This is a genomic window from Serratia sp. GW822-FHT06E05 (assembly GCF_058799445.1).
Map to the genome: position 1 here is coordinate 14,746 of NZ_JBXALM010000006.1, position 19,371 is coordinate 34,116.

The 19,371-nt window shown below is 53.4% G+C and carries 21 protein-coding genes and 1 tRNA gene; 10 read left to right on the plus strand and 12 right to left on the minus strand.

Annotated elements, in window-relative coordinates:
* Positions 1-3: 3 nt before the first annotated feature.
* The gene (locus tag AC1RKC_RS14990; RefSeq protein WP_020827949.1) at positions 4-1,230 is read right to left on the minus strand and encodes an L-lactate MFS transporter; all 1,227 of its coding nucleotides are present in this window, start codon (positions 1,228-1,230) and stop codon (positions 4-6) included.
* A gap of 397 nt (positions 1,231-1,627) precedes the next feature.
* Between AC1RKC_RS14990 and AC1RKC_RS14995 the strand changes: the two genes are divergently transcribed.
* On the plus strand, positions 1,628-1,960 hold the full coding sequence (locus tag AC1RKC_RS14995) for a DUF2502 domain-containing protein (protein ID WP_020827948.1): 333 nt from the start codon (positions 1,628-1,630) through the stop codon (positions 1,958-1,960).
* Between the two features lie 10 nt (positions 1,961-1,970).
* Here AC1RKC_RS14995 and AC1RKC_RS15000 read toward each other — a convergent pair whose 3' ends face one another.
* The 3 genes from AC1RKC_RS15000 to AC1RKC_RS15010 all read right to left on the minus strand — a co-directional run bounded on the left by AC1RKC_RS15000 (position 1,971) and on the right by AC1RKC_RS15010 (position 5,746).
* Entirely contained in the window at positions 1,971-2,705 is a 735-nt protein-coding gene (locus tag AC1RKC_RS15000) for a LytR/AlgR family response regulator transcription factor (RefSeq protein ID WP_174574500.1), read from the minus strand.
* Positions 2,702-4,393, minus strand: coding sequence for a LytS/YhcK type 5TM receptor domain-containing protein (locus tag AC1RKC_RS15005; RefSeq protein WP_493092432.1), 1,692 nt, complete (start codon positions 4,391-4,393; stop codon positions 2,702-2,704). Before AC1RKC_RS15005 ends, AC1RKC_RS15000 begins: the two co-directional genes overlap by 4 nt.
* A gap of 108 nt (positions 4,394-4,501) precedes the next feature.
* On the minus strand, positions 4,502-5,746 hold the full coding sequence (locus AC1RKC_RS15010; RefSeq protein WP_046373009.1) for a DUF1479 domain-containing protein: 1,245 nt from the start codon (positions 5,744-5,746) through the stop codon (positions 4,502-4,504).
* 169 nt (positions 5,747-5,915) lie between these two features.
* On the opposite strand from AC1RKC_RS15010, the gene AC1RKC_RS15015 reads away from it, so the two are divergent.
* The 3 genes from AC1RKC_RS15015 to AC1RKC_RS15025 all read left to right on the plus strand — a co-directional run bounded on the left by AC1RKC_RS15015 (position 5,916) and on the right by AC1RKC_RS15025 (position 8,450).
* Positions 5,916-6,455, plus strand: a complete 540-nt coding sequence (locus tag AC1RKC_RS15015) for a GNAT family N-acetyltransferase (RefSeq protein ID WP_115058379.1) — start codon at positions 5,916-5,918, stop codon at positions 6,453-6,455.
* A gap of 121 nt (positions 6,456-6,576) precedes the next feature.
* Complete coding sequence (gene alaC / locus AC1RKC_RS15020) at positions 6,577-7,815, plus strand: alanine transaminase (RefSeq protein WP_258090612.1); 1,239 nt, start codon at positions 6,577-6,579, stop codon at positions 7,813-7,815.
* Positions 7,816-7,925: 110 nt separating this feature from the next.
* A complete protein-coding gene (locus AC1RKC_RS15025; protein ID WP_261157417.1) occupies positions 7,926-8,450 on the plus strand; it encodes a cytochrome b in 525 nt (174 codons plus the stop codon).
* Between the two features lie 67 nt (positions 8,451-8,517).
* Here AC1RKC_RS15025 and ypdK read toward each other — a convergent pair whose 3' ends face one another.
* From ypdK to AC1RKC_RS15040, 3 genes are all read right to left on the minus strand, one after another.
* On the minus strand, positions 8,518-8,592 hold the full coding sequence (ypdK, locus tag AC1RKC_RS15030) for a membrane protein YpdK (protein WP_104410986.1): 75 nt from the start codon (positions 8,590-8,592) through the stop codon (positions 8,518-8,520).
* Positions 8,593-9,150: 558 nt separating this feature from the next.
* The gene (locus AC1RKC_RS15035; protein WP_142814742.1) at positions 9,151-9,591 is read right to left on the minus strand and encodes a type II toxin-antitoxin system HicB family antitoxin; all 441 of its coding nucleotides are present in this window, start codon (positions 9,589-9,591) and stop codon (positions 9,151-9,153) included.
* 74 nt (positions 9,592-9,665) lie between these two features.
* Positions 9,666-10,106, minus strand: coding sequence for a hypothetical protein (locus AC1RKC_RS15040; protein ID WP_116690035.1), 441 nt, complete (start codon positions 10,104-10,106; stop codon positions 9,666-9,668).
* Between the two features lie 293 nt (positions 10,107-10,399).
* Here AC1RKC_RS15040 and mltB point away from each other — a divergent pair, with 293 nt between their 5' ends.
* Positions 10,400-11,485 (plus strand): lytic murein transglycosylase B, encoded by a 1,086-nt coding sequence (mltB, locus tag AC1RKC_RS15045; protein ID WP_234529616.1) that lies wholly within the window; start codon positions 10,400-10,402, stop codon positions 11,483-11,485.
* 56 nt (positions 11,486-11,541) lie between these two features.
* Here mltB and AC1RKC_RS15050 read toward each other — a convergent pair whose 3' ends face one another.
* Positions 11,542-12,693, minus strand: coding sequence for a porin (locus AC1RKC_RS15050; RefSeq protein WP_493092269.1), 1,152 nt, complete (start codon positions 12,691-12,693; stop codon positions 11,542-11,544).
* Positions 12,694-13,112: 419 nt separating this feature from the next.
* Between AC1RKC_RS15050 and AC1RKC_RS15055 the strand changes: the two genes are divergently transcribed.
* The 3 genes from AC1RKC_RS15055 (at position 13,113) to AC1RKC_RS15065 (ending at position 14,724) form a co-directional block, all read left to right on the plus strand.
* Positions 13,113-13,403, plus strand: a complete 291-nt coding sequence (locus AC1RKC_RS15055) for a hypothetical protein (protein ID WP_020827936.1) — start codon at positions 13,113-13,115, stop codon at positions 13,401-13,403.
* A 94-nt stretch (positions 13,404-13,497) separates the two neighbouring features.
* Positions 13,498-14,421, plus strand: coding sequence for a DMT family transporter (locus AC1RKC_RS15060; protein ID WP_174574498.1), 924 nt, complete (start codon positions 13,498-13,500; stop codon positions 14,419-14,421).
* Positions 14,422-14,424: 3 nt separating this feature from the next.
* Positions 14,425-14,724: a hypothetical protein gene (locus AC1RKC_RS15065; protein ID WP_493092270.1), complete on the plus strand. Its 300-nt coding sequence runs from the start codon at positions 14,425-14,427 to the stop codon at positions 14,722-14,724.
* A 28-nt stretch (positions 14,725-14,752) separates the two neighbouring features.
* Here AC1RKC_RS15065 and dsdC read toward each other — a convergent pair whose 3' ends face one another.
* The 4 genes from dsdC to AC1RKC_RS15085 all read right to left on the minus strand — a co-directional run bounded on the left by dsdC (position 14,753) and on the right by AC1RKC_RS15085 (position 17,804).
* A complete protein-coding gene (gene dsdC / locus AC1RKC_RS15070; RefSeq protein ID WP_493092271.1) occupies positions 14,753-15,682 on the minus strand; it encodes a DNA-binding transcriptional regulator DsdC in 930 nt (309 codons plus the stop codon).
* Between the two features lie 247 nt (positions 15,683-15,929).
* Complete coding sequence (locus AC1RKC_RS15075; RefSeq protein WP_020827932.1) at positions 15,930-16,469, minus strand: DUF2058 domain-containing protein; 540 nt, start codon at positions 16,467-16,469, stop codon at positions 15,930-15,932.
* 201 nt (positions 16,470-16,670) lie between these two features.
* Positions 16,671-16,745, minus strand: a tRNA-Arg gene (locus AC1RKC_RS15080).
* Between the two features lie 129 nt (positions 16,746-16,874).
* Positions 16,875-17,804 carry a formate/nitrite transporter family protein gene (locus AC1RKC_RS15085; protein ID WP_128864632.1) on the minus strand — a complete coding sequence of 310 codons (930 nt, stop codon included), beginning with the start codon at positions 17,802-17,804 and terminating at the stop codon, positions 16,875-16,877.
* 251 nt (positions 17,805-18,055) lie between these two features.
* On the opposite strand from AC1RKC_RS15085, the gene ccmA reads away from it, so the two are divergent.
* Positions 18,056-18,688 carry a cytochrome c biogenesis heme-transporting ATPase CcmA gene (gene ccmA, locus AC1RKC_RS15090; protein ID WP_020827926.1) on the plus strand — a complete coding sequence of 211 codons (633 nt, stop codon included), beginning with the start codon at positions 18,056-18,058 and terminating at the stop codon, positions 18,686-18,688.
* Positions 18,688-19,347 carry a heme exporter protein CcmB gene (gene ccmB / locus AC1RKC_RS15095; protein ID WP_044552718.1) on the plus strand — a complete coding sequence of 220 codons (660 nt, stop codon included), beginning with the start codon at positions 18,688-18,690 and terminating at the stop codon, positions 19,345-19,347. The genes ccmA and ccmB overlap by 1 nt, the downstream gene beginning before the upstream one ends.
* The last annotated feature ends 24 nt before the right edge of the window (positions 19,348-19,371 follow it).

The following is a 19,371-nucleotide window of genomic DNA, read 5'->3' on the forward strand; positions in this document are numbered from 1 at the left end:
CTATCAGGCTTTAGCCAGATGCGCCGGCTCGAATGTTTCTTCTTCCTGCGCTACCGCTTTCGGTGCCTTGATGAACAAGGTGATAATCAGGGAAGCGATGGACAGCACGCCAATCACCATAAAGGTCGCGTGGAAGCCGCCGAAGTATTTGGCGACAAATGACCCTGCCAGCGCGCCCAAACCGAAGCCTTGATAGATGATGCCGTAGTTTTTGCTGTGGTTTTTCAGGCCGAAGAAGTCACCGACAATCGCTGGGAACACGGTGATGTTGCCCCCGAAGCAGAAGGCGACTGCGCCGACGCAGATAAAGAACAGTGTGTGATTCAGGGTGAGGAAGCTCAGCGCCACAATCGCCAGCACGGTAACCAGCATGGTGAAGCTGATGACGCGCATCCGGCCCACTTTGTCAGACAGCGTGCCCAGAATGATGCGGCCTGCGGTGTTAAAGATAGCGACGGCGGACACGGTGTTGGCGGCGGTCGCCAGGTCCATTCCGGCCAGTTGCACGCCCATGTCTTTGACGATACCGATCAGGTAGAGACCACTCATGCAGGCAGCGAAGAAAATCATGAACAGCAGGTAGGCTTCTTTGGTCGCCAGCATCTGGCGTACGCTGAAGTCGTTGCCCAGGTTACCCGCGCTCTGCTGTGCGGATTTGCTTGCCAGTACGGGTTCTTTCAGCAGCAGGGAGCCCAGAACAATCAGCGCCATAACAATGGCACCCCAGTAGAAGAAGGCACTGGAGACGCCCACGTCGGCAATCAGCGCGGCGTTGACGTATTTGAACAACAGGCTGCCGCTACCAAAAGCCCCCACAGAGATACCCGAGATCAAGCCTTTGTTGGCCGGGAACCATTTGATCAGGTTGGACAGGGTAGAGATATAGGCGATACCTACCGCGAAACCGACCACCACGCCGGCCAGCAGGTAAATCATGTCCAGCGAGCTGACGTAGGCGCTGGCAATCAGCCCAAGACCTACCAGGATACCGGAGAACAGCGTCAGGTTACGGATGCCGAAGCGTTCCTGCAGTTTGCCGGCAAACAGGGTGGCGAAGGCCAGGAAGAAGCTGGTGATGGAGAAGGTGGTGGCGACGTCACCGAGGCCCCAGTGGAACTTGTCGACCAGCGGCTGGTTGAACAGGCTCCAGGTATAGATAGTGCCGAGACCCATCTGGCAGATGATGGTGCCCAGAACGATTAAGCTGCGATTTACCGGTTTAGTGTTCATGGCCGGTCTCCTTCCTGTGTGTGTATTGCCGGGCGGTCAGCCGTTGGCGAGAATTTGCGGTAGCGTCTGTAGCCCCGCGGTATGGGCATATTATATGGCTGGTAGTACCACTCGGCGGCGGATCGGGAATGAGTTGCACAAGGGAAGGAATGAAATGCATCTGGCAGCGCATGAGTTGCCGTTTTAGGGGGTAAAAGGGGATGAAATGCAGCTGATGCCACGTGATCTACATCAAGAATATCAGCGATTTATTGTAAATCATCGGTGCAAGATTGTGGGTAAATTGTGAAGGATGTGTGCGAAAGGCGTAAATGGGCACTGTTCCTATAGAGCGGCGGCGGGCACAGGCCTATGTTAGCGGTGAACGGACGGGTTCCGCTTTGCAGGAGTCGTTAAGATGAAAAAAACAGTGTTGTTACTGGCCGCACTGCTGTCGCTGCCGTTAGTGAGCCATGCGGACGTGTCCATCGGTGTGAATGTGCCGGGGCTTTCGTTGCATATCGGCGATCGCGATAATCGCGGTCACTATTGGGACGGCGGTCGCTGGCGCGATCCACGCTGGTGGGCTGAACATCGTGGCTATGAACGTCCGCGTGGCTATTACTATGGCCCACCACCGCGGGTGATCTATTACGGTCCGCCACGGCGCGAATGGCGCGATCGCCCGCATTACCGCATGCCGCCTCCGCCACCGCCAGGTTATTACTACGGGCCGGGGCCACGCTGGTAGCCGCTGGCGATTACAGGCGCATCAGCTTGCGAAACTCTTTGACCTTGCTGCGGCTGACCGGCACTTCAAAATCGAGGTCGCTCAGCCGCAGAATATAGGTGTTATTGAACCAAGGGACGATCTCGCGAATTTTTGACAGGTTGACGCAGTAGGAACGGTGGCAGCGGAAGAAATGCTCCTCGGGCAGGCGGCCGTAAAATTCGGTGATGTTCATCGGCATCACAAACTCTTCGCGCCGGGTGTAAACCCGCGTCACTTTCTCATCGGCGGCGGCATAGTAAATGTCGTTGATGTCGGTAACGATTATCCGCTCGTCTTTGATCAGGTTAATGCTGTGGCTGCTGCGGTTCGGTGCGCTGGCCTGTTCCGGCAGGTGGGCCGGGCGGTTATGCAGCGCCTCCAGCTTTTGCAGCATGGTGACGATGCGTGCCTCGTGATAGGGCTTGAGGATGTAGTCAAACGCTTCGATTTCGAACGCTTCCACCGCATGTTCTTTATAGGCGGTGATAAACACTATCGAAGGCCGGTGCGCAAATTTGCTGATGTTTTGCGCCAGCAGTACGCCGTCCAATGACGGAATATTGATGTCGAGGAAAATGGCGTCGACCTGGTGGTTTTGCAGGTATTTCAGCACGTCCAGCCCGTCATCGAAGGTGGCTTCGATGACGATATTGCTGTGTTTCTTGATCAGATAACTGAGCTCCTCCTGAGCGAGAAACTCGTCTTCGACAATGATGGCTTTCATGATGGCTCTCCGGCTGGCAGCGCGCTGTTATCCACCGGCAGTTTGCCGCCGTTTTTGCTGATGTAAAAGGCAATCTCGGTGCCGGGTTCCAGACGGCGAATTCGCAACCCTTCGCCGTACAGCAGGGAGACGCGATGATGCACGTTCAGCAGGCCGATATTGTGCCCAGGCATCTCATTGCGGGCGACGCGTTCGATGACCTGCGGGTCGATACCGTGACCGGTATCTTTGACCGAAATCCTGACCCGATCGCCCTGATCTTTCACCGCAATCACCACTACCCCTTTGCCCTTGCACGGTTGAATGCCGTGCACAATGGCGTTCTCGACCAGCGGCTGGATCAGCAGGCTGGGAATACGCACCGAGATGTCGTCATCGATATCATAGATCACCGTCAGCTTGGCGCCGAAACGCGCCTGTTCGATGGCGATGTAATCTTGAATTTGATGCAGTTCCTTGCGGATGTCGATCAACTCGTCGTTCAGCTCCAAATTATAACGCAGGTAGCGCGACAGGTTGATAATCAGCTGACGAGCGGTGTCCGGATTGATGCGGATCGAGGACGAAATGGCGTTCAGGGCGTTGAACAGGAAATGAGGATTAATCTTGCTCTGCAGGGCGCGCATTTCAGCCTTGTCCGCCATTTGACGCAGATGCTCAATACGCGAGACCTCCATTTGGGTGGAGATGATCTGCGACAGACCGACCGCCATCACCTTCAGCGTATTGGTGATCTGGTGGGCGTGGCAGTAGTAAATTTTCAGCGCGCCGGTCACTTTTCCCTTTTCCCACAGCGGGATTACCAACTGCGAGTGGATCTGCGGCGTGGCCGGGTTTTCCAGGTTATTTTTGATGATGATCTTGCCGTGCCGGATGCTTTCGCGGGTGACGCGACTCAGCCCTTCACGCCCAATGGGGTATGCCTCTTCGCCCACGCCGACGTAGGCCAGCACCTGGTGGGTATCCGTGATGGCTACCGCATCGGCCTGAATGTCATGACGAATGATGTCGCAAATGGTGGCCAGCGTTTCGCTGTTGATATTACGGAAATAGGGCAGCGTTTTGCGGGCAATATCCAGCGCCAGCTTGGCTTGCCGCGCGGCAATCACTTCTTTTTCGTCTTCCACGCTCTGCACCAGCAGCACGATCAGGCCGATGCACACCGTGCCGAGGATCATCGGCAGGGCGATTTTGGAGACAATATCCAGCCCCAGCTCGGTCGGCTTGGCCCACAGCACGATCAACAGCATGGTCAGACATTCGCACAGCATGCCGCCGACGATCCCGGCGCGCCAACGCTGCTCTTTCTTCACCTTCAGGTTGATATAGCCGGCGCTGATACCGGCAATGATGCTGGTGATCAGACAGGGAACCGAGGTGATACCGTCGATATCAATCAGGTAGCGGTGCACCCCGGCGATAATCCCCGTGACTATCCCTACCCAGGGGCCGAACAGGATGCCGCCGGCCATGATGGCGATCACCCGCACGTTGACCAGCGAGCCTTCCACGTTGACACCTGAATAGGTGCTGAACAGCGCAAACAGCGAGAAAATGGCGGTGACCATGCCCAGTTCTAGCGGCGTATGGTCCTCTTTTTGCAGCAACTGGCGGAACAACCGGGTGCGAGTGAGGAAAAACAGGCAGATCAGCATCAGCGCTGCGCGATCGAATACCGCTAACAGCATTTCAAAAAAAGGGTGCACGACGGGCTCTCGCTGCGGCGGAAAGATAGGGCGGAGTATATCACAGCGGATTGGCCCCGTGGCGGCCGGCGGCGCACCACGGGGACGCGGTTATTTGATGCCTAACTGTTCTTTGCCGAGTGGGGTCAGCAGGTCGACCGTGGCGCGCCCGTCGAAATCCACCTCGAAATCATCGGGGGCGAAATCCGGCGGTGTTTTGCCGCTCATAAAACTGGGCAGTTGGCGTTGCAGGTAAGCGTCGTTCTTCTCGCAGCCTGGTGCGGCGGCGATGTACATCACGTTGCTGTCGAACTCGCCGTTATGTTCGTTTTCCACCGCATGGATCACGTCGCAGTGCCAGAACACCGTGTCGCCCGGTTCCAAATCGGGAATAGGGGAAATCCCACTTAATAAAAGGGGATGCCATTTTTCGGAGATCGACAGCGCTCGGCCTGGCGCGGCATCGCACAGATCGTCATCCGCGACGTCATCCTGCAGCGCACGCAGCAACACGTAGGCCATGGCGTTGGCAATCGGCACCAGGTTCAGCGTGCCGGCGTGGGTACGCTGCGGCGTTAATGCTGTCCAGCCCTGGAAGGTGCGGAACATCGAACACACCGCCGGTGACGCGATTTCACGAACTTCGGTGCGACCATCGGCGGCAAAGGGATCGTAAGCCTGCCAGTTGCCTGAGAACACGTGACGATAGACGTAACGGAAATTCTCATCCAGCCAGCGTTCGATGGTGCCGCTGTCGACGTGCGGCGACAGGCCGAGCGAAGAGGAGTTTGGCGGACGGCGGCGGGTGCGATCGGCATAGGTGGTAACGCGCGTCGGGTCAAAGTGCTGTTTGCCGTTACTCTCGGTTTCCCACAGGCTGTTGAGGAACACCTGCACAGCGTGCATGCGCGCGTCCTGACGCGCTTCCACCTGCGGTTTTGACCAGTAAATACCGTAGATTTGCGGTTTGCTGGCGGCCAGTTTACCGAAGTAGTTATCTTCGGCAGCGCCTTTCAGGCGTTCAACGAAGTTGTTGCGCTCAAGGTAGTTGCCAACTTCCCGGTTCCAGGCTTCGGCTTTATCGCGAGGAAACACGCCGCGGATGGCGCAGGCACCACGCTGTTTGATCAAGGCTTTTTGCTGCTCGCTGACGCGTTGCTGCAGAATATCTTCGGCATCAATTTGCGGCACCGGGTTCTGACCGGCGGCCAGTTCCTGGCGAATTTGTTCAACCTGCTGGCGGATGTTGTCTTCCAGCGCCAGAAAGGTTTCGCGGTAATTTGGCAAAGCCTGTCGCAATTGCCGTTTGACGGCGGTAATGGCGCTGGGAATATCGTCAATCAGTAAGGAAGCCATGGTGTTCTCCTCGCGCTGCCGCTGGGCAACGACGGACGGTTGTAGGGGACCGGGTAAGGCGTTATGGTTTTGTTGTTTTGACGTTAATGATTATCTAAATTTAATAGAGGAAAATAAAGGGATATCTTTCATTCGTAACTTCCTCATTTTCGTTTTTCGGAGATTTTAGATGAAACTGGTCACTGAACGTTTGACCCTGCAGTCGATAACGGCCAACGATTGGCCGCTGTTTCTGCGCCTGTATCAGGATCCCGAGGTGATTCGTTATATCGCCGATCCGCTCAGTGAAGCAGAAATTCGCACGCGCTTTGAAGCCAGACTCCCTGTCTGGGACAAATATGGGGAGCAGTGGTTGTGCCTGGTAATGCGAGAAAAGGCCAGTGGAGAAGTGGTAGGGATGACCGGTTTTCGTCCGCAGTGGTTACCTTACCAACAGGCGGAAGTGGGCTATGGCAGTTTGCCGTCCGGGCAGGGCAAGGGCTACGGCAAGGAGTCGCTGCGGGCGGTGCTGGATTTCGGTTTTAACGCCTGCGATTTTCATAAGCTGACGGCCACCGTGACCGAAGGTAATATCGCCTCGCGCCGACTGCTGGAGTCATGCGGTTTCTTGCTGGAGGGGACGTTGCGCGATAACTACCGGCTGGCGGGACAATGGCGCGATGACTGGCAGTTCGGGCTGTTGGCGAGGGAGTTCAGGGCCGGTAAATAAAAATATTGCGCGAGGTATCGACAAGCCTGCCGGGGCTGAGATATGTTCAATATCCGGTCAATCGACAGATTGGCCAGCGTCGCTCGGATGGTCCGGGCGCTAACGTCACTTTGAGGTCCCTATGGCTGATAATAGTCCGCAACGCCGTTTCACGCGTATTGAACGTCTTCCCCCTTACGTATTCAACATCACCGCCGAACTCAAGATGGCTGCACGCCGTCGCGGCGAGGATATTATCGATTTCAGCATGGGCAACCCCGACGGGCCGACGCCGCCGCACATTGTGGAAAAACTCTGCACCGTTGCGCAGCGTGACGACACCCACGGCTATTCCACCTCGCGCGGTATCCCGCGTTTGCGCCGTGCGATTTCACGCTGGTATGCCGACCGCTACCAGGTGGAGATCGATCCCGAAACTGAAGCCATTGTCACCATTGGTTCGAAAGAAGGCCTGGCGCACCTGATGCTGGCGACGCTCGATCATGGCGATACCGTGCTGGTGCCGAACCCGAGTTACCCGATCCATATTTACGGTGCGGTGATCGCCGGCGCGCAGGTGCGTTCTGTGCCGCTGGTGGACGGCGTGGATTTCTTTGGTGAGCTGGAGCGCGCCATTCGTGAAACCATTCCGCGTCCGAAAATGATGATCCTCGGCTTCCCGTCGAACCCTACCGCCCAGTGCGTTGAGCTGGACTTCTTCGAACGCGTGGTGGCGCTGGCTAAGCAATACGACGTGCTGGTGATCCACGATCTGGCTTACGCCGACATCGTTTATGACGGCTGGAAAGCGCCGTCGATCATGCAGGTGCCGGGTGCCAAAGATATCGCGGTAGAATTTTTCACCCTGTCGAAAAGCTACAACATGGCGGGTTGGCGCATCGGCTTTATGGTCGGCAACCCGGAGCTGGTCAACGCACTGTCACGCATCAAGAGCTATCACGACTACGGGACGTTCACCCCGCTGCAGGTCGCCGCGATTGCTGCACTGGAAGGCGACCAACAATGCGTACTGGATATTGCAGAACAGTATCGCCAGCGCCGTAACGTGCTGGTCAAAGGGCTGCATGAGGCGGGATGGATGGTGGAAAATCCGAAAGCTTCGATGTACGTTTGGGCCAAAATCCCCGAGCCTTATGCGCATCTCGGTTCGCTGGAGTTTGCCAAACGCCTGTTGGCGGAGGCCAAGGTCTGCGTATCGCCAGGCATCGGCTTTGGCGATTATGGCGACACCCACGTGCGTTTTGCATTGATTGAAAATCAGGATCGTATCCGCCAGGCGGTTCGCGGTATCAAAGCGATGTTCCGTGCTGACGGGCTGATCAAGCCGGTCAAGAGCAGCACCCCGGCCGCGACCAAGTAATGCCTTCAGGCCGGTGCATTCGCGCCGGCTTTTTTCTTCCCACTAAGGTTTTCTTCATTATTTACCCACTATGATCCAATAAGATTTTCTTTATTTATTTGGAAGCCTGTATGGGTAATCGTTACGCAAAATCGCAAATTGTTTTGCACTGGCTGACGCTGCTGATGGTGATCCTCACCTATGCGGCGATGCTGCTGAAGAACTCGGTACCGGATGATCTGGCGTCGCTGGTAAAAAATCTGCATTTTAACTTTGGGCTGGCGGTCTTTTTGCTGATGTTCATCCGGTTGGGATTACGTCGGCGTTATGCTACACCGGCAACCACGCCGCCGCTGGAAGAGTGGCAGGAATGGGGTGCAAAAATCTTTCATGCGTTGCTCTATCTGCTGTTTCTAACGTTGCCGGTGTTGGGCGTACTGACGCTGGCTTACGGGGGAAAGGAGTGGGTTTTGCTGGGCTGGCAGGTCCCGCAGTTTGTTACGCCAGAGCCGTGGTTGCGCCGGATAATCAAAAGTACGCATGAGACCCTGGCCAATACCGGTTACTTTATTATTGGCGCGCATGCGTTGGCGGCGCTGTACCACCACTATCTGCGTAAGGACGATACCTTGCGCCGCATGATGCCGGGGAAATAGCCGGGGAGCAGAAACAACAAAGGGGCGCTGGTGCGCCCCTTTATCTAAATTCCCGGTCATGCCTTGGTTATGCAACCATCAGCATAAAGGTGCCAATCCATGTCACCAACATGAATGAAACGCCCATAACAAAATATTTCACTGAACAACTCCCGTTTGGAGTCCCTCGCAAGCCAATGATCCCGATTGTTGTGCTGAGTATTTTGTGGGTAGTCCAGGGCAAATAGGCGGATCCTTCAAAAGGAAGAACAACGTCCTCGGCCACGGATTACCCGGTCGTCGCGCTTCATAGTCCTTGAGGTAAAACATGAACCACGACAGGATCGGCGCTAATGTACTCCCATTGCCAGCCTGATTACAATACTGTGTTTTTGATCACATTTTTTGGCGATTTCTTAACCAGCACTGACTGTTTTTAAACGATTTTTATTTACCTTTTTTATCAGGCAAAAGAGGATTAGCCCGCTGACGCGGGCCTTATAATTATGCTTGCTGTGATGTTATGAAAAGGGATCAGGCGACGGCGTTGGCGCCGGTCAGCAGGATGACCCAGAAGACAAGGCACGACAGCAGAATAACGGTCCAGATATTGCGGCGACTCCACTCCATTTTTAGCCTTCACTTTTTGCTTTTGGTGATTCGGTAACGAACACATCGGCGAAAAGTGAAGAATATTTAGCCCCCGACAAAAATATTTTTCTTAACCCCGACGAACTTCTGCTACCGAGGTCTGGACTTCATAGCCCAACAGGTAAAGCGCCTGTTCCAGCGCTTCCACCTTTGAGGCATAGGCCACATCCAGCAGGCGATCCATCTGGCCGGCGTTAAAGCCCAGTTTGCGCGCCAGATCGGCTTTGGAGGTGGCACTGGCCAGCATAATGTTATGCAGTTCGAGTTTTAGCTTCACCAACACCGGCAGGTGGATAGCCAATTCATCCGGCAGAGCAGGGGAAGGGGCAGGCACCGTACGGCCTTCTTCCATTTCCATGGCGATGGCAAGCAGCAGGCTTTCCTGCGCTTCCAGCTCGATATCTTCACGTTTATAGCAGGCGGCCTGCTGTTCAGGAAAATCGCGAAAGTGAATCTGCCAGGCGTCGCTTTCGTTATCGAAGGCGTAATGGGCGGGGTAGTGGCAAGACATGGCATTTCCTGTTTGGGCCGGGAGAGATGTGGCATTGTGACCGCTTGCCCCGCAGATAGCCAGCGGCGACGCGCCTAACCGGCTTTACGTGCCAGGAACCCTGAGGGCAGCAGCAGTGCGCACAGCAGCCCTAACAGGCTTATCAGGATCAGCCAGCGTTCGACAGGGCCGGGATGGTAGTTATTCACCACGCTAAGTCCATACAGCATCAGGGCCAGCGGCCAACCGAGCGTGCCGATGTCGTTGAACCGAAAGGCGGTTCGGGCGACAAACCACAGGGTTAACCCTATCCAGCCCAGCGACCACAGCATTATGCACAGCAGGTAGACGAACACCGCAAAAAACTCGCCGATGTCGCTGTGTGCGTAGACACGAAACCGATTTTCATCCAGATAGGGCGACAGATAGGACAACAAGATCAGGCCAGCGGCGAAAATAAGCATGGAGAAAAGGTAGGTGCGGCGAGTAATACATTTTTTAAAGGTGTTTTTAGCGATCTGTCCGAGAGAATCCAAAATTACACTCCGTTGTATCAGTCATTGCCGACGGGAAGAGCCACTAAAAAAGCAGCGTAGGGAGGCTTTGCGTCGAGTCAAAATGAGAGTTTATCTCATTTAATCAAGGTTTAGGTTTTTGTCTGTATCGCGGACTTACCCTAAGTGGTGCTTTGTTTCTGTGCTTTGTATCACATTTCGAAAATACTTCGACTTGTTGCTCTGTGATGAGCGACATAATCCAGTTTGTTCGCACCCGACAATGGATTAACATAACCCACACTTATCACTGGCCTGGCTTATATGGATATCCGATGCGTCATTTAGTTGTTCTTCTCCCTCTGCTTACCTTACTCACTGCCTGTAGCAGCGGGCCGAAGTCGACCCCGTCCGTGCCTCAGGACAACGCCGTAAAAGGAGGATTCCTGTTGACGCCGGCGCATTCCGGTCAGCCGTTGGGCGGCGATTTCGCCAATAACCCGAACACCGCCCGCTTTATCGATAAAATGGTGCGGGAGCACGGTTTCGATCGCCAGCAACTGCATGACGTATTGGCGCAGGCCCGTCGGCTGGATTCCGTGCTGCGGCTGATGGATCGTCAGGCGCCGACGCCAAGCACCCAGGGACCGACCGGGCCAAACGGCTCCTGGTTGCGTTATCGTAATAAATTCATCACCCCGGACAACGTGCAAAACGGTGTGCAGTTCTGGAATCAGTACCAGGACGCGTTGCAGCGTGCCTATCAGGTTTACGGCGTACCGCCGGAGATCATTGTCGGTATTATCGGCGTTGAAACCCGTTGGGGCCGCGTGATGGGTAAAACCCGCATTATCGATGCGCTGGCGACGCTGGCCTTCGACTATCCGCGTCGCGCCGACTACTTTGCCGGCGAGCTGGAAACCTTCTTGCTGATGTCGCGCACCGAAGGGGATGACCCGTTGGAGCTGCGAGGTTCATTCGCCGGGGCAATGGGTTACGGTCAGTTTATGCCGTCTTCATTCAAGAGCTATGCGGTTGACTTCAACGGTGACGGCCACATCAACCTGTGGGATCCGGTGGATGCCATCGGCAGCGTTGCCAACTACTTTAAAGCACACGGTTGGGCCAAGGGTGAACCCGTGGCAGTACAGGCAAATGGCCAGGCGCCAGGATTGGAAAATGGGTTTAAAACCCGCTATTCCGTCGCCAGTCTGGCGGAGGCCGGGTTGAGCCCACAGGGATCGCTGGGCGACAATCAGGAAGCCAGCCTGCTGCGTCTGGATGTTGGCACCGGTTATCAGTATTGGTACGGTCTGCCAAACTTCTACACCATCACTCGCTACAACCACAGCACCCATTATGCGATGGCGGTTTGGCAGTTGGGTGAAGCGGTGGGCCGGTCGGCACGCGGCGGATTCTGATGCAGGATCAGCAATGAAAAAGGCCGCATAAGCGGCCTTTTTTACATCGGTGACAATCAGAAATCGTAGCGCAAACGCACCAGAGTCATGTCGCCGAGGTTATCGGTGCTGGACGTCAGTACGTGTTCCACGTCCACACGGAAGCCGTAATCAAACTGTACCGTCACGCCAAGACCGTTATCGAAACGCTGATAGTTGCGGCCGGTTACGTACTCAAGACGGTCACCCATAAAGTACGGCATCACGGATTTCACCGCATATTGGCCTACCGGCACAGTATACCCCGCCAGATATTCAATCCCCCAGGCATCGCCGGCGAAGTAGTCGTTAACGTTGGCTTTTTTGGTGGTCAGGAAGTTGTTGTACCAACCGCCGCCGAAGGTCAGGGTCCAGTTGTCCGGCTTCCAGCTGATCGCCGTACCGACAATATTCTGATCGTAATTTTTCGAGCCGCTGGTGGAAGGATTGCGCATCTCGGCGCGGGTATAGTTCCACGCGGTACCCCAGGTCAGGTCCGGTGTCAGATGGTAGTCCACGCCCAGTGAGCCGCCGCCCTGGCGTTTATAGCGCAGACCGTTGCCCGGCAGGTATTCGCCATCGCTGAACAGGTAAGAGGCATAAACATCCGCATCGCCGAAGCTGTTTTTGTACTTCAGCATCTTGCGTGAACGGTAGGAACCGTCGTAATCGCCGTTGATGCCGTTGCCTGGCGCCTGAGCCAACATGTCATAGTCCCAGATATCGGTTTTGGCACCGACCACGTCATAGTAAATGCTGTTTTGCTGGCCGAAGGTCAGCTGCCCCCAGGTTTTGCTTTTCAGGCCGGTGTAGAGCATACGGCGGCTGGTGTCATTGGCGCCGTCGGCGTAGTGGTTATCCCAGTTGAACAGCGCAGGAATATTGACACCCAGCTCGTAATAGCTGATCCAGCTAATATCATCGAACAGGTAGTAATCGGCGGCAAAGCGGAAACGGGTACCGCCGTCGAAACCGTTACGTTTGTAAGAGCCCTTATCGCCATCGCCGGTCATATTGTTGAACTGCGGGCGGATGCTGCCGCCAACGGTAAAGTTAAGACGGCTCAACGGATCGCCGGCCTGTGGGTCCTGCTTCAACAATGTGATCTCAGCCTGGGCAGCGAAAGAAGCACTGCCAACGACCAGTCCCAGAGCTATAGCCTGAGTTAATGTGCGCAATTTGTATGTCATTTTTTATCCCTGTGTATAGATTGCCAACCTCTCCGAAACCCTCTGGCATCAGTGAGTTGCCCAGGCTGTTTTCTGAGCGTTTTCATTGTTTTTTGGCGTGAGTAAAGCGGAACGCATATGTAACACAATGTGCGTCACAATGAGTTACTTTTCTTGCTAATTATTTGGTTTGTTTTTAACCGGCTCGATGCTGGGGAGAGGCAAGGTGAGCGAAAAATGCTCAGCTGGAGGGCGTGGGGGAGGTCAATCTTCGGATGAATTCATCTAACACAAAGCTCTATATTTATCACTTGTCAGAGAATGGCATATACCGTGTAATTTCATCGTAACGAAATATATTTAAATGGATTTTACGCCTTGTTATTTAACACGGGTTATTTACAAGTCAGATGAAATTGATAAGGGTTGTGGAGGTTATTATGAAAGGATGTTTCATACTGTTAATCGGGCTTTTTTCAATGCCGTTAATGGCGGCTGAATCGCATGTTTGTCAGTCAAAATCTTATGATTATGCCAGTGTCGGGGAGATGCGGCTGAGTGATGATACCTTGTTTAACTGTCGCGACATTGGCCGCATGACTATTCCGGATCTCGCTAAACGAGGTTGGAAGGTCATTCATGTGGCACAACAAACTGAATATACCGGGGATACTGACAGCGACAGTGAAGTGATTAAAATGTACCAGGAAATATTGGTCTTTAAAGAATAATTTTTTCGGCTTCCCTCGATTTTATTGTATATCACCTGATTATTCGTGGTGAGGGAGGCGTGCATTTATAACTCAGCGGTTTGCGGGAGGCTAGATGAGTGCCAGAAATAATATAGACGGCAAAGCCGGCGCCGCCATGGTGATGATATGTGCCATATGGGGGCTGCAGCAGGTTGCGATCAAGGCAGCCGAGCCGGATATTTCCGCCGTGCTGCAAATTGCCATCAGATCAGGGATTGCCGCTTTGGCGGTCTATCTCTTGGCGCGTTTTAAAGGCGAAAAGTTTTTATTGGATCCCCGCACGCTGTTAGCCGGTTTCGGCGTTGGGCTGTCGTTCGCGCTGGAGTTCTTTTTCGTTTCTGAAGGCTTGCGCTATACCAGCGCCTCGCACATGGCGGTCTTTCTGTACACGGCTCCCCTTTTTTCTGCCATCGGACTGCATTTTTTCATCAGGCACGAGCGTTTGTCGGCTGTACAGTGGGCCGGTATTGCCATCGCTTTCTGCGGTGTGGTGCTTGCGATTTCCGCTATGGGTGAGAGCTCTGGGGGCGTGAATCAGCTGCGTGGCGATATTTATGGCTTATTAGCGGGGTTATCCTGGGGCGGTTCTACAATCCTTATTCGAACAACCGGTTTGGCGAATTGCTCGTCAAAACAGACGCTGCTGTTCCAACTGACGGGCGCCTGCATTGTGCTATCCCTGTTGGCGATGACGATGCAGAACGTACATTTCACGCTGAGTTCCGTGGCCTGGAGCAGTTTGGTATTTCAAACGGTTATCGTCTCATTTATCAGTTATTTAATTTGGTTCTCCCTGCTGCGTCATTACCAGGCTTCTTCGCTGGGTATCCTGACGTTTATGACGCCTATTTTTGGCATTCTGGCCGGCGTGGTGATCTTGGGAGAACCGCTGCAGATCGAGTTCGTCTTGGGTTCAGTGCTGATCGTTTTGGGGCTTATTGTCGTGAGCTGCTCATATTTGTTTTATTTTACCAGAAGGATTGCACCAAAAATATAAACTATGGACGTTGATATTCATACCTATCAGATAAACTGTGAAAGCCAATTCATTATTACCGTACAAGTGTCAAAATATGCCTGGGGTTATCCTTTGATCACCTTAAGCGATAATGGTGATTTCTTTGTAGTGAAAAATACGAAACGGGGGGAATTATCAAACCAAACTCCGGTTGAAATAATAAACTTTGCTAATAACTATGCTGTGGTGTGGGATAACAGCCGCAAGCATATTTATTATTCAAAGGCCGGACGATTGTACAGCTGTGCGCTTGAGTTTTCGTATACTCCGAAAAAATGGTGATCATTTCGATCTTTTCGCCTTTGGCCCCTCAGACCAGAGGGGTTATTTTCATCATCCATTCTTTGAATGCGATAATCTTAGGCCACTGACGCCCAGAGAGCGTCGACATAAAATAGCTGTGTTCGCAGGGCAAGATCATCTCGGTAAACGGGATAATCAGTTCGCCGCTTTTGATCCAGTCCTGCACCAGATTGAGTCGCCCCATCGCCACGCCAAGATGCTGAGTTGCCGCCAACACCGCCAGGTCCGAACGGTCGAACTCCATGCTTTTGGCGTCGGTATCCAGGCCCAAATCAAAATGCTGTGACCAGATCTGCCACTCGTCTTCACCGGAGTTGTATCTGTCATGCAATAGAGTGCAGTCTGCCAGGTTCCCAGGCGCATTATAAAGGTTATGCGTTTTGGCGTATTTCTCCGTGCAGATTGGGACCATGGACTCCCGCATAAAGATTTCGTCCAGCTGTTTATCCGATGGTGGACGGCCAAAATACATGGCTAAATCCACGCCCCGATTGGCCAAATTGATATTTTCCTGCCCGGTGAGAATGTTTAAATGAATGGTCGGATGCAGAGCAATAAAATCGCCGATGCGGGGTATCAGCAAACACTGGACCAGAGAGGGGTGAGAATAAATGGTCAGGCTGCCCGTCAGCTCGCGGTTTTTGATATCCAGGATTTCCTGTGTCAGGGCATCGAAGGAATGATTTAACGCCCATTGCATTCTCTCGCCATCCGGTGTTAGCGTAATTCTGCGGTGGAATCGTTGAAATAAAAGAAACCCCAGCTCTTTTTCCAGCAGGTTAATTCTGTGGCTTACGGCGCTGGGAGTAATAGACAGTTCTTCTGCCGCCAGTGAAAAAGATAAATGACGGGCGACGCATTCAAAAGTATGCAGACGAGAAAATTGATAGCTGGTCAGCGGGTTTGCTCGTCGTGAATATTTTTTGTTGGGAAACATGCTATTACTCCATCCGGATCATTTGCCAATATTAACATTTTAACGGAGGGAACTAAAATACGATTTTAAGTTTTTTAATGCTGTAGGTGTGACCGTTTAATTTGTCATTTTTAAGCGTGATGAAAATATTTTTTAGCCTGAGAATACTAATCACTGATTTGCAGTAAGTGATCTTTTCGTGGTGCGGCAGGAATACGGATTTTTGATGTTAGGGCAAGAGGGAGAGTCCGTTGCCCTAAAGTTCTGATTACCACATCAAATCATCAGGGACGACAAAATCGGCGTAAGGATCTTCTTCGTCTTTGGCTTCCTGGCTGAGTTCAGCGCTCAGTACAATATAGCTTGCATCGCGCTGTGCAATTTTATTGGCCACGACCGCAGGGATAATAGCATATTCACCCTCAGGGTTATTATCACTAACCAGCCGTGCAATGGCGAGACGCCCATTAATTAACTGAGATTGAGTCAGTTTATCCACGCGTACATTTTTAATTAAATTGTTGTCTGTGAAGTTATAACTAATGTCACCATTTGAAATGACGATCCTGTTCATTTCAATCAGCTGCTTTACCTGAGCTTTATATTCTTTAGATAAAGCGGCCTGCTTTTGCTGTTCACTCAGCTGTTTATCGCGCTCTATTTGCGCCTTTTTGTTGATTTCAACGGCTTCTCTTGCCTCGCGAGCCTGAACGCGTGATTTTTTCGTGGTTCTTTGTACTTTCTCCAGCTTTTTACTGCTTACTAATCCCGCTTTGAGCATCTGCTCTTGTAATGTCAGCTTTGTCATGTTCGTTTCTAAAATCGATCAAATAGTATCTGTGATTATACCTTTAATATTCGACGTTGTGCCAGATTGTGGGCGAGAGGATGCATCATTCTGATAAAACGGGGTTTATTGACCAAATTTGAAGTTCGATAAATCACTCAGGATTGGAGGGGGCGTACGTCGTGTGTTAGTGGGTGAGGCAGAGGCGAGTATATAAATTAATGGTGTCCCCGACTGGAATCGAACCAGTAACTAGCCCTTAGGAGGGGCTTGTTATATCCGTTTAACTACGGGGACGCTGCGGGCCGGCAACCTAGGCTGCCGGGGCAGTATACCTTTTTTTACCCGCAGAATAAGCGCTTAGCGGTGCGTTTGCTCATTCCCTCGCCAATATGCGGTGATTTTCGCGCGCTGCGCTGATCGCGATCACGGTTTTCTCGCCTTGCCGCTTTGTTTTTCCGCCGCCAGCCGCTCTGCCTTGTTTTTGTCGCTCATGTCGTTGCGGATCTGCGCATGGCTGATCAACGCAAAGATAAAGGTGCCACCAATAATGTTGCCGGCCAGCGTTGGAATAGCGAACGGGTAGATAAAATCATGCCAGGGAATGACGCCACTAAACACCAGATAAAGGATCTCTACCGATCCCACCACGATGTGGGTCAGATCGCAGATCGCCACCAGGTAGGTCATCAGTACAATCACCCAAATCTTGGCGGCCCCGGCGGAAGGGAACATCCACACCATGGTGGCGATGATCCAGCCCGCCAGAATGCCGTTGGCAAACATTTCGGACGGCGAGTTTTTCATCACTTCTTCCGACAGGCTAACGAAGGCGCTGCGGGTGTTCTCGTCGAAAATCGGCATGTGGATAAACGCCAGCGACGCCAGCCCGGTCCCCACCAGGTTCCCCAGCAGCACCACGCCCCACAGGCGAAACAGAAGCAAGAGGTTTCTCGACGTCGGTTTTTGCATGATCGGCAGTACCGCGGTGACGGTATTTTCGGTAAATAGCTGTTGGCGGGCCATGATCACGATGATAAAGCCAAAGGTGTAGCCGATATTTTCGATAAAGAAGCGGCTGGGATCGTCCGGCAGGCGGGCGTGGAAGATGCCTTTCGCCATCAGTGAGGCTCCCATCGACAGCCCGGCGGCCACCGCTGACCACAGCAGTGCCAGCCAGTCGCGCTCCAGCTCTTTTTCGCCTTCCATGCGGATCAGCTCATGCACCGCCGCTGCACGCGAGGGCAGGTTCTCTTCCTTTACCTCAATTTCGCTCTTGCCCTGTTCATGCTCTTTGCTTTCTACCTGCAGGCTATTTTCCTGCTCTGCATCCGGGCGCTGCTGCTGATTGCTCATTATCCGTTATCTCCATCAAAGACTGTCAGGGTCATGATTAAGCGTAGTTGGCTCAGGGAAGCTGTGAAAGCGATGTGGCAAATTGCAGAAAAAAGTAACAAGAGTTTAACGTTGCCGGGTTTTTCTACGCATTTTTGATCTGGGGCGCAATATTACCCCTATTGGAGTAGTTGAGGGGCCCGCTGCGGGCTACGTGCTGCAGATGGCTTATGCTATGATCGCTATCCCAAAGAAAAATATGAGTTCTCCCGATGCTGGAAGCTAAAAATCTGAGTTGCGTCCGTGATGAACGCACCCTGTTTAGCGCGTTAAGCTTTACGGTAAAACCGGGCGATATTATTCAGGTGGAAGGGCCGAACGGCGCGGGAAAAACCAGCCTGCTGCGCATTCTGGCGGGCCTGGCAAGACCGGAAAGCGGAGAAGTCTGCTGGCACGGGCAAAATACGTTGCGTCATCGCGAACGTTATTATCAGGATTTGTTATTCCTCGGCCATCAGCCGGGGATTAAAACCATGTTGACGCCCTTTGAGAACCTGCAGTTTTACCAGGCGGTGCGCGGTGCGCCCGATCGTCAGGCCATTTGGCAGGCGCTGGAGCAGGTCGGTCTGGTGGGTTATGAGGATTTACCGGTGGCGCAGCTTTCCGCCGGTCAACAGCGGCGTGTGGCGTTGGCGCGGTTGTGGCTCAGCAGTAGCCCGCTGTGGATCCTGGATGAGCCGCTGACGGCGATAGACAAACAGGGTGTGGCTGAATTAATAAGCCTTTTTGAGCAACATGCTCAGCAGGGCGGCATGGTATTGTTGACCACGCATCAGGATTTGGCCGGCGCAACGCAGGCGGTAGGGAAAATAAGCCTGACGGAAAACCGCGTGGAGACTCTTTAATGTTTTTGACTGTATTGCGCCGTGAGCTGAAGATTGCCTTTCGCAAAGGGTCCGAAATCGTTAATCCGTTGTGGTTCTTCCTGATCGTTATCACGCTGTTTCCGTTAGGGATTGGGCCAGAACCGCAACTGCTGGCGCGTATATCGCCGGGGATTATCTGGGTGGCGGCGCTGCTGGCGGCCCTGCTGTCGCTGGAGCGTTTGTTTCGCGATGATTTCCTCGACGGCTCGCTGGAACAACTGTTGTTATTGCCAACGCCGCTGCCGATGACGGTGTTAGGCAAAGTGTGTGCTCACTGGGTAGTAACAGGCTTACCCCTGTTGATCCTGTCGCCGCTGGTGGCGCTGCTGCTGTCGTTGGACACTCACACCTGGCTGGCGGTGGCGTTTACGCTGTTGCTGGGTACGCCGACGCTGAGCCTGATTGGCGCTATCGGCGTGGCGCTGACCGTCGGGTTGCGCAAGGGGGGCGTGCTGCTGAGCCTGCTGGTGCTGCCGCTGTATATCCCGGTGCTGATATTTTCCACCGCCGCTATCGACGCCGCCTCTATGGGCATGCCGATAGACGGTTACCTGGCGATACTGGGCGCGATGCTGGCGGGAAGTATAACGCTGGCGCCTTTCGCCACCGCAGCGGCGCTGCGAGTGAGCGTGCACTAGCTAACTTATTGAAACGCGGGTTAA

What these genes read in the sequence shown, in the direction of transcription:
- AC1RKC_RS14990 (WP_020827949.1), bottom strand. Translation starts at nt 1,230, where the DNA reads ATGAACACTAAACCGGTAAATCGCAGCTTAATCGTTCTGGGCACCATC.
- AC1RKC_RS14995 (WP_020827948.1), top strand. Translation starts at nt 1,628, where the DNA reads ATGAAAAAAACAGTGTTGTTACTGGCCGCACTGCTGTCGCTGCCGTTA.
- AC1RKC_RS15000 (WP_174574500.1), bottom strand. Translation starts at nt 2,705, where the DNA reads ATGAAAGCCATCATTGTCGAAGACGAGTTTCTCGCTCAGGAGGAGCTC.
- AC1RKC_RS15005 (WP_493092432.1), bottom strand. Translation starts at nt 4,393, where the DNA reads ATGCTGTTAGCGGTATTCGATCGCGCAGCGCTGATGCTGATCTGCCTG.
- AC1RKC_RS15010 (WP_046373009.1), bottom strand. Translation starts at nt 5,746, where the DNA reads ATGGCTTCCTTACTGATTGACGATATTCCCAGCGCCATTACCGCCGTC.
- AC1RKC_RS15015 (WP_115058379.1), top strand. Translation starts at nt 5,916, where the DNA reads ATGAAACTGGTCACTGAACGTTTGACCCTGCAGTCGATAACGGCCAAC.
- alaC (WP_258090612.1), top strand. Translation starts at nt 6,577, where the DNA reads ATGGCTGATAATAGTCCGCAACGCCGTTTCACGCGTATTGAACGTCTT.
- AC1RKC_RS15025 (WP_261157417.1), top strand. Translation starts at nt 7,926, where the DNA reads ATGGGTAATCGTTACGCAAAATCGCAAATTGTTTTGCACTGGCTGACG.
- AC1RKC_RS15035 (WP_142814742.1), bottom strand. Translation starts at nt 9,591, where the DNA reads ATGTCTTGCCACTACCCCGCCCATTACGCCTTCGATAACGAAAGCGAC.
- mltB (WP_234529616.1), top strand. Translation starts at nt 10,400, where the DNA reads ATGCGTCATTTAGTTGTTCTTCTCCCTCTGCTTACCTTACTCACTGCC.
- AC1RKC_RS15050 (WP_493092269.1), bottom strand. Translation starts at nt 12,693, where the DNA reads ATGACATACAAATTGCGCACATTAACTCAGGCTATAGCTCTGGGACTG.
- AC1RKC_RS15055 (WP_020827936.1), top strand. Translation starts at nt 13,113, where the DNA reads ATGAAAGGATGTTTCATACTGTTAATCGGGCTTTTTTCAATGCCGTTA.
- AC1RKC_RS15060 (WP_174574498.1), top strand. Translation starts at nt 13,498, where the DNA reads ATGAGTGCCAGAAATAATATAGACGGCAAAGCCGGCGCCGCCATGGTG.
- AC1RKC_RS15065 (WP_493092270.1), top strand. Translation starts at nt 14,425, where the DNA reads ATGGACGTTGATATTCATACCTATCAGATAAACTGTGAAAGCCAATTC.
- dsdC (WP_493092271.1), bottom strand. Translation starts at nt 15,682, where the DNA reads ATGTTTCCCAACAAAAAATATTCACGACGAGCAAACCCGCTGACCAGC.
- AC1RKC_RS15075 (WP_020827932.1), bottom strand. Translation starts at nt 16,469, where the DNA reads ATGACAAAGCTGACATTACAAGAGCAGATGCTCAAAGCGGGATTAGTA.
- AC1RKC_RS15085 (WP_128864632.1), bottom strand. Translation starts at nt 17,804, where the DNA reads ATGAGCAATCAGCAGCAGCGCCCGGATGCAGAGCAGGAAAATAGCCTG.
- ccmA (WP_020827926.1), top strand. Translation starts at nt 18,056, where the DNA reads ATGCTGGAAGCTAAAAATCTGAGTTGCGTCCGTGATGAACGCACCCTG.
- ccmB (WP_044552718.1), top strand. Translation starts at nt 18,688, where the DNA reads ATGTTTTTGACTGTATTGCGCCGTGAGCTGAAGATTGCCTTTCGCAAA.